Genomic DNA, 7,639 nt, shown 5'->3' on the forward strand with positions numbered 1-7,639 from the left:
GCGACGCCGGGCTGCTCGTCTGGGTCGCCGAGGGCACGCCGACGACGTTCGCCACCGTCGCGCTGTCGGAGTCGACGCCGATGGTCATCGAGTACGACAGCGCCGACGCGACCGAGCCGGACGTCGCGTCCGTCACGCGCCTGCTCGTCCGGGCGCGAGGCGCCACGGGCGAGTGGATCATCGGCCGGCTGGCCGACCGCGTGCGCTGAGGCGCCGTCCCGCTGGTCCGGGGCCGCTACACCGTCGGGATGGCCGCCGTGTGCACAGCGTGCTCGGGCTCGGGCGAGATGCGCAGACCCTGCGCACTGTACGAGTCCATCAGCAGCCGCCGCACCCACTCCGGGTTGATCGACGGCGCCCGCCCGCCGAAGTACTTGAAGCGCAGCGGGATCGACGGATGCAGCCACAGCGACGTGCGCCCGTCGCCCGCGGCTCCCGCGTCGCGCCAGGAGAAGTAGAAGGACTCGCCTTTGCCGAGCTTCGTGCCGATCACGATCTGCAGGTGCGCGAGCAGCCGATCGTCGAAGTCCGCCTCGGTGGTCGAGTCGTAGATCATCCTGCCCATGGCCGTCCCCTGTCGCCGCTCGCGATCCCCGCCGGACCGCTGCTCGGGCGGAGTCGTGGACGCCCTCGCACCTTGGACGCTACTCAGGGGCTCCCAGGATGCAACCCCGTGGACGGATCCGCGCTGATGGGGCAACCCGTCGATCCGCGCCACACGTGTCGGCGCGGATCGACGACCGGAGCGGACTGCCGAGCCGCCGCGCCGACCTCGCCCACGCACCTCTCGCCCCGGAGCGCAAGGGGCCGACCGCCCGACCCCTGCCATCCACATGTCCCCCCTAAGGTGTACCCACTCACCCCGGCTCGCCGGTCGTGGACCGGATCCGCCCTCGGCGATCCCGCGAGGGATGCCGACCGGCAGACGCCTCGCCCGTTCGCGGTCCCGCCACCCGGGGGCCGCCTCTGCGGCCGGAGCCCAGCATGGACCACCCCCACTCCTTCGGGCACCGCCCCAGCGGCGCGACGATCGGACTGCTCTCGACGTTCCCGCCCACGCGCTGCGGACTCGCGACCTTCTCGCAGTCGCTCGCGGCCGCGCTCGTCGAGGCGCACGGAGCGTCGATCCGCACGGTGCGCGTGATGGACGAGCTGGCCGTCCCCGGCTCCACCCCGCCCGCCCGCGGGCAGGAGGTGGTGGCCGAGCTCGTCGCCGGTGACGCCGCGAGCATCGCGCAGGCCGCCCGCGCCCTCAGCCGCACCGAGGTCGCGGTGATCCAGCACGAGTACGGAATCTACGGCGGACCCGACGGGGCCGAGGTGATCGAGGTGATGGAGCAGCTGACCGTCCCCGCGGTGGTCGTCCTGCACACGGTCCTCGAGACTCCGAGCCCGTCGCAGCGCCGCGTCCTCGAGCGCGTCGCCTCCCTCGCGCACGCCGTCGTCGTCATGACGACCGTCGCCGCGGAGATCCTCGAGCGCTGCTACGAGGTCGACTCCGAGCGCGTCGCCGTGATCGCGCACGGCGTGCCGGTGTGGAGCGCGGCCGAGCGCCCGGTCCACCGCGACCGTCCCCGGATCATCACCTGGGGGCTCATCGGCCCGGGCAAGGGCCTCGAGTGGGGCGTCCGCGCCATCGCCGAGCTCCGGGCGGCGGGAGTGACGGCGCACTACACGGTCTACGGGCAGACCCACCCCAAGGTGCTCGCGTCGCACGGCGAGGCCTACCGCGACTCCCTCACCGCGCTCGTCGCCGAGCTCGGACTCGAGAACGACGTGGTCCTCGACGGCCGCTACCTCGACCCCGCCGAGCTCGCCGCAGCCGTCGCCGAGGCGGACGCGGTCCTCCTCCCCTACGACTCGCGCAACCAGGTCACGTCGGGCGTGCTCGTCGAGGCGCTCTCGGCGGGGAAGCCCGTCGTCGCGACGGCGTTCCCGCACGCCCTCGAGCTGCTCGGCGGACCGCAGGGCCGCGCGGTCGCGCACGAGGACCCCTCCGCGATGGCGCACGCGCTCGCGGAGGTGCTCGCCGCCGGCACCGCCCCCGCCCGGTCCACCGCCCTCACCTGGCCCGAGGCCGGCGGCCGCTACCTCGACCTGATCGGCCGCCTCCGCGTCGAGCGTGCGGCGTGACCGGACCGCCCCTCCCCTACGCCCATCTCGACGCGCTGACCGACGAGCGGGGCCTCTTCGAGCACGCGCTGCTCGACGTGCCCCGTCCCGAGCACGGCTACTGCGTCGACGACGTCTCGCGCGCCCTGATCGTCGTGGTGCAGGAGCCGGAGCAGTCGTTCCTCACCCGGCGGCTGACGGAGCAGTACCTGCGGTTCCTCGAGCACGCCGCCGACGAGGACGGCTCGGTCTGCAACCGCATGAGCCCCGACGGCGTGTTCACCGACGAGGCGTCGGTCGGCGACTGGTGGGGTCGGAGCGTCTGGGCCGCGGGCGTCACCGCGGTGCACGCCGAGCTGCCCCTGACGCGCCGGCGGGCGATGCGGCTCTTCCTCCGTCTCGCCGAGCAGCGCTCACCCGATCTCCGCGCGATGACCTTCGCCGTGCTCGGCGCGGCCGAGGTCTGCGAGGTGCGGCCGCACTCCGCGGCGGCGACCCTGCTGCTGGCCGACGCCGCCCCGATGCTCGCGCGCGGGTCGAGCGAGCACTGGCCCTGGCCCGAGCCCCGGCTCCGGTACGCCAACGGCTGCATACCGGAGGCGCTCCTCGCCGCGGGAGCCGCACTCGGCGACCCGGTGCTCCTCGCGCAGGGCTTCCGCGCCCTGGCGTTCCTCCTGGCCGTCGAGTCGCGCGACGGCCACCTCTCGGTCACCGGAGTCGGAGGTCGCGGTCCCTCGGAGCACGAGGCCCTCTTCGATCAGCAGCCGATCGAGGTCGCGGCGATCGCGGCGGCCTGCGCCCGCGCGCTGACCCTCGAGGAGGATCCGCGCTGGCGCGACGGCCTCGCCTCGTGCTGGGCCTGGTTCCAGGGGGAGAACGATTCCGGCACCGTCATGCTCGACGCCGCGACCGGAGCGGGCTTCGACGGCCTCGAGCGCCGCGGCCGCAACGAGAACCGCGGGGCGGAGTCGACCGTCGCGGCACTGCACACCTCGCTCGTGGTGCGCCGCGCCGCGGTGCTGCCGACCCGCACGGGAGCGCCGCTCGCGCCGATCACCCGGCTCGTGGGGTGAGCGCACCGCTCCGGATCGGGATGCTCGCCCCGATCGCCTGGCGCACGCCTCCGCGCCACTACGGACCGTGGGAGCAGGTGACGAGCCTGCTCACCGAGGGGCTCGTGCGGCGCGGAGTCGACGTGACCCTCTTCGCCACCGGCGACTCCGTCACCCGCGCCCGGCTCGAGTCGCGCACTCCCGTCGGCTACGCCGAGTCGGTCGAGCCGGTCGACGGCCGCGTCTCGGAGTCGCTGCACATCGCGCACGTGCTCGCCCGCTCGCGGGAGCTGGGCCTGGATCTCGTGCACAACCACCTCGACTGGCTGCCGCTGTCGCTGGCCGCGCAGTGGACGGTGCCGCTGGTCACGACGGTGCACGGCTTCTCCGGCCCGGGGATCCTGCCGGCCTACCGCGAGGCCCTCCGGCATCCGCTGACCGCGCACCTCGTCTCGATCTCGGACAGCGACCGCTCGCCCGAGCTCGACTACGCCGCGACCGTGCACCACGGGATCGACGTCGAGGCGTTCCCGGAGCCGGGTGCGGACGTCTGCGACGACCTGGTGGTCCTCGGGCGCATCCATCCCGACAAGGGGACCGCCGAGGCGGTGCGGATCGCGGCGAGCGCCGGACGCAGGCTCGTGATCTGCGGCCTCGTGCAGGACGAGCGCTACTGGCGCGACGACGTGGAGCCCTTCGTCGACGGCGACCGGGTCGAGTACCGCGGCTCCGTCGGCCCCGAGGAGCGCGCCCGCGTGCTCTCGGGAGCCGCCGCCCTGCTGCATCCGATCGGCTTCGACGAGCCCTTCGGACTCTCGGTCGTCGAGGCCCTGGCGTGCGGCACCCCGGTGATCGCCTACCGGCGCGGCTCGATGCCCGAGGTCGTCGACGACGGCGTGACCGGCTTCGTGGTCGACTCGGCCGCAGAGGCCGTCGCCGCCCTCGAGCGGGCGGCGCGGCTCGACCGCGGCGAGATCCGGGCGGTGGCGCGCCGCCGCTTCGCCGTCGAGCGGATGGTCGACGACTACCTCGAGGTGTACGCGCGGGTGCTGGCTGGTCAGCCGGCCTGAGCCTCGAGGTCGAGCTCCTGGAAGTCGGCGACCTCGCTCAGCCAGCGCTCCTGCACGAACCGGACGTGGTCCGGATGCGCGTCGTACGCCGCGAACGCCGCCCGGTCGGCGAAGACCATCGAGAACTGCCAGGCCAGATCGCTCTTCGGGCTGACCTGCCTGCTCACGGTGAAGTCCTCGACTCCGGGGATCCCGGTGAGGATGCGCCGCGCGCTCGCGAGGAACTCCGCCTCCTCGGCGGAGCCCCCCGGGTGCACGAGCGAGAACGCGACGGTGTGCCGCAGCGCCGCGCCGGGCGCGATCTCCTCCGACACCTGCCGGCGGGCGTCGTCGATCGTCGCCATCACCTGGACGACCTCGTGGTGCGGATGCACGGGCGACTCGACGAGCCCCTGCGCGACGTAGGAGGCGAAGGCGGTGGCCTGGTGCGCGAGTCCGTCGTGCACCTCGGCGTGGCTCTCGTCGATCCAGGTCGCCGACTCGTCGCCGCCGAGGCCGCCGAGCGTGAGGGTGAGACCGCTCGGGCCGAAGAAGGGGCTGTGCACGAGCAGGCGGCCCCGGGATCCGACGATGAGCGCCTCGACGGGCAGCGACGCCTCGAGGGACGTCGACAGCAGCGCCCGCGCGCCCGACTCCGTCTCGAGCAGCAGATCGGCGCTCGCGTCGACGCCCGTCTGCTGCTCGATCGTGCCGGTGGCGGTGATCCGCGACGGCGCTCCGATGACCGACGAGGCGAACGAGATCGGGTACACGCCGGCGTCCAGCAGCGCGCCTCCGCCGAGCTCGCGGTTCCACAGGCGGTGCTCCGGGAGGAAGGGCATCAGGAATCCGAAGTCGGCGCGCACCAGGCGCACCTCGCCGAGCACCCCGCTCTCGAGCACCTGGCGGATCACGTCGGCCTGCGGCAGGTAGCGCGTCCACATCGCCTCCATCACGAGCACTCCGGCTGCGCGCCCCGCGTCGGTGATCGCGCGCGCCTCGCGCTCCGACATCGCGATCGGCTTCTCGATCAGCACGTGCTTGCCGGCCGCGATCGCGGCGAGCGCCTGGTCGTGGTGCAGCGGGTGCGGAGTGGCGACGTACACGACGTCGACGGTGTCGTCCGCGAGCAGCGCCTCGACCGAGTCGTGGACGGTCCCGATGCCGTGCTCGTCGGCGAACGCCCGGGTCTTCGCGGCGTCGCGCGCGGTGACCGCGACCGCGCGCTGGGCGGTGTGCTCGTGGATCGCGTGCACGAAGCGGGCGGCGATGCCCGTGCCGATCACGCCCCAGCGCAGCGCCGGCTCGGAGCCGGGATCGATCGGTCGCGGGGCGGGGAGCGTCACGGTCATGGGTCGCCTTCTCGTGGGGGCGCCGCCTCGATGCGGCACAGGTCGTCCCGGCGACGCTAGCACCCGCGCCTGGCTGGTGTGGGAGCGCTCTACCGGGTGCCGAACACCGAGCCGCGCGGTTCCGGCACGGCGATCACGAGCGTCCGGGACTGCGCGCGCCACCCGCACTCCGGCCCCTCCGGCTCGCCGAGCAACCGCCACGACAGCGGCTGCTGCCGCTCGATCAGGACCTCGCCCTCGCGGTCCGCGATCGTCACCGTCGCGTCGTCCGGAGGCGCGGTGCCCACCTCGAACACCCAGCCGCCGTCCTCGTCCCGCGCGACCGGGTACGAGGGCGCCCCGTCCGGAGTCACCGCGTCGGGCCGCGAGCACACGCCGCCCGAGCACAACCGCACGTCGGCGACGGAGCCGCTCCCCGGCCCCTCCACGCTGACCGTGAGCGTCGTGCTCCACCCGGGGCACGCCGGGGACGGTGCGCAGCCGGCGAGCACCGCGGTCGCGACCGCCGCCGCGATCACCGCCCCCGCTCCTCGCCTCCGCATGCGCTCATCCTCGCGGCACCCCCGCACGCCGTCCAGCGGTTGGGGGTTCAGGCGCGGACGGGCTCGGTCCCGCTCCGTCCTGCTCCTCGCCGCTCCGTCCTGCTCCTCGCCGCTCTGTCCCGCTCCTCGCCGCTCCGTCCTGCTCCTCGCCGCTCCGTCCTGCTCCTCGCCGCTCCGTCCTGCTCCTCGCCGCTCGGTCCTGCTCCTCGCCGCTCCGTCCTGCTCCTCCGCGATCCGCGCGTCAGCACGACCGCTGCGCCCCTCATCCGTCACGAACGGCCCGCCGACGGAGGAGAACGACCTCCTCCGACGGATCGGTCCGCTCCGCCGACAGGTCGACCGGCCAGGAGGGGGGCGCTCCCGGCCACGCGCGGCCGCCGCCCGAGCGCTCGGCGAGCGCCCGCCGCAGGCGCTCGACCGATCTCTCCGGATGCGGGAGGAACTCCGACTTCACGATCCGGACCGACCGCACCCCCAGCGCGGCGAAGTCGTCGTAACGGCCGATGTCACGGGCGAACCGTCGTGGATCCGTCCGATGCCCGTCCCCCTCGTACTCCCATCCCACGCGCTCGGCCTCGTACCAGCCGTCCGAGTACCCCGCGATCGCACCCGAGGGGAAGCGGATCGGCACCTGCAGTTGCGGCTCCGGCAGGCCCGATCGGACGGAGGCGAGTCGGAAGCGCGTCTCCTGGCGCGAGTCGGCACCCTGCCGCACCAGTGTGATGGCCAGCCGGATCCGGGCCGCACCTCGCCCCTCGAAACGCCACGACCGCTCCGTCAGCTCCCTCAGGGTCACCCACGGGCGGGGGTCGTCCGGATCGCCGATGAGCGGATCCCGCACCAGCGCATCACCGACGGCCACCAGATCGTCGAGCTCGAGCAGCGCGCCGAGGTGGCACCAGAGCGACGCCGGATCGGTGACCGGCAGCCCCCGCCGGACGACCCGGTGCACGAGCGGATCGCTGATCGCGTGCCCCGCGACTCCGGGGCGGCGGGGCGCTCGGGCGGGTGCGCGGACGCTCACGTGCAGCGGCTCGTCCGCCAGGGCCTCCGGCAGCTCCAACGGCCACAGCCTCGCCGCCGTCAGATGGCTGAGCACTGCGCCGGGCCCGAGCCCCGTGAGCAGCGCCTGCGCTCGCCGTCTCGGACCGGAGTCGGTCGCCCTGCACCGCACCCCGTGGAAGGGCGCGATCAGATCGCCGCTGCGGAGCCGCCCCGGGCCGATCCCCTCCTCGCGCGCTCGAGCGACGGTGAACGGCGCATCGCGCAGAGGACGGGGAAGGAGGAACGGTTCGGGCATGCGCCTACGGTGCCGCGCCGTCGCCCCGCCGAACCGTCATCCACAGGCCGCGGACTTCTCCACAGCCTGGGAGGGGCGCTCCATCCGTCGCAGTCCGCCGCCTCCAGCACATGACCCCGACCGTTCGTGACGGATCGCCGCCCCTTCAGCGCCCCCGGCAGCACTTCGTGACGGATCGACACCCCGCAAGTACCCGTGCATCCTCACGTCACCCCGGATCACCCCGGAGCCC

8 protein-coding genes are annotated in these 7,639 nt (G+C 74.2%); 4 read left to right on the plus strand and 4 right to left on the minus strand.

The annotated features are described in order from the left end of the window. On the plus strand, positions 1-209 hold a 209-nt coding region (locus IOC53_RS18200; RefSeq protein ID WP_207407969.1), incomplete at its 5' end, for a hypothetical protein. A 26-nt stretch (positions 210-235) separates the two neighbouring features. Here the strand turns inward: IOC53_RS18200 and IOC53_RS18205 are convergent. Continuing rightward, entirely contained in the window at positions 236-565 is a 330-nt protein-coding gene (locus IOC53_RS18205; RefSeq protein WP_207407971.1) for an ATP-dependent DNA ligase, read from the minus strand. 419 nt (positions 566-984) lie between these two features. On the opposite strand from IOC53_RS18205, the gene IOC53_RS18210 reads away from it, so the two are divergent. Genes IOC53_RS18210 through IOC53_RS18220 form a run of 3 tightly spaced genes read left to right on the plus strand, consistent with a single transcriptional unit; the run spans position 985 to position 4,234 of the window. Then, the gene (locus IOC53_RS18210) at positions 985-2,133 is read left to right on the plus strand and encodes a glycosyltransferase (RefSeq protein ID WP_207407973.1); all 1,149 of its coding nucleotides are present in this window, start codon (positions 985-987) and stop codon (positions 2,131-2,133) included. Continuing rightward, on the plus strand, positions 2,130-3,185 hold the full coding sequence (locus IOC53_RS18215) for a glycosyltransferase (RefSeq protein ID WP_207407975.1): 1,056 nt from the start codon (positions 2,130-2,132) through the stop codon (positions 3,183-3,185). The genes IOC53_RS18210 and IOC53_RS18215 overlap by 4 nt, the downstream gene beginning before the upstream one ends. Then, complete coding sequence (locus IOC53_RS18220) at positions 3,182-4,234, plus strand: glycosyltransferase family 4 protein (RefSeq protein ID WP_307786256.1); 1,053 nt, start codon at positions 3,182-3,184, stop codon at positions 4,232-4,234. Before IOC53_RS18215 ends, IOC53_RS18220 begins: the two co-directional genes overlap by 4 nt. Here the strand turns inward: IOC53_RS18220 and IOC53_RS18225 are convergent. From IOC53_RS18225 to IOC53_RS18235, 3 genes are all read right to left on the minus strand, one after another. Continuing rightward, entirely contained in the window at positions 4,222-5,565 is a 1,344-nt protein-coding gene (locus IOC53_RS18225) for a Gfo/Idh/MocA family oxidoreductase (RefSeq protein WP_207407976.1), read from the minus strand. The two genes, IOC53_RS18220 and IOC53_RS18225, sit on opposite strands and share 13 nt — an antisense overlap. 89 nt (positions 5,566-5,654) lie before the next feature. Next, positions 5,655-6,107, minus strand: coding sequence for a hypothetical protein (locus IOC53_RS18230; protein WP_207407979.1), 453 nt, complete (start codon positions 6,105-6,107; stop codon positions 5,655-5,657). 262 nt (positions 6,108-6,369) lie between these two features. Beyond that, positions 6,370-7,407, minus strand: coding sequence for a hypothetical protein (locus tag IOC53_RS18235; protein WP_207407981.1), 1,038 nt, complete (start codon positions 7,405-7,407; stop codon positions 6,370-6,372). Between the last annotated feature and the right edge of the window lie 232 nt (positions 7,408-7,639).

Origin of the sequence: Rathayibacter sp. SD072, from assembly GCF_017355185.1 — a bacterium.
Classification (GTDB): Bacteria; Actinomycetota; Actinomycetes; order Actinomycetales; family Microbacteriaceae; genus Rathayibacter.

Excerpts from the sequence above, each read along its gene's own strand:
- IOC53_RS18230 (WP_207407979.1), bottom strand. The coding sequence starts at position 6,107 with ATGCGGAGGCGAGGAGCGGGGGCGGTGATCGCGGCGGCGGTCGCGACC.
- IOC53_RS18210 (WP_207407973.1), top strand. The coding sequence starts at position 985 with ATGGACCACCCCCACTCCTTCGGGCACCGCCCCAGCGGCGCGACGATC.
- IOC53_RS18225 (WP_207407976.1), bottom strand. The coding sequence starts at position 5,565 with ATGACCGTGACGCTCCCCGCCCCGCGACCGATCGATCCCGGCTCCGAG.
- IOC53_RS18205 (WP_207407971.1), bottom strand. The coding sequence starts at position 565 with ATGGGCAGGATGATCTACGACTCGACCACCGAGGCGGACTTCGACGAT.
- IOC53_RS18235 (WP_207407981.1), bottom strand. The coding sequence starts at position 7,407 with ATGCCCGAACCGTTCCTCCTTCCCCGTCCTCTGCGCGATGCGCCGTTC.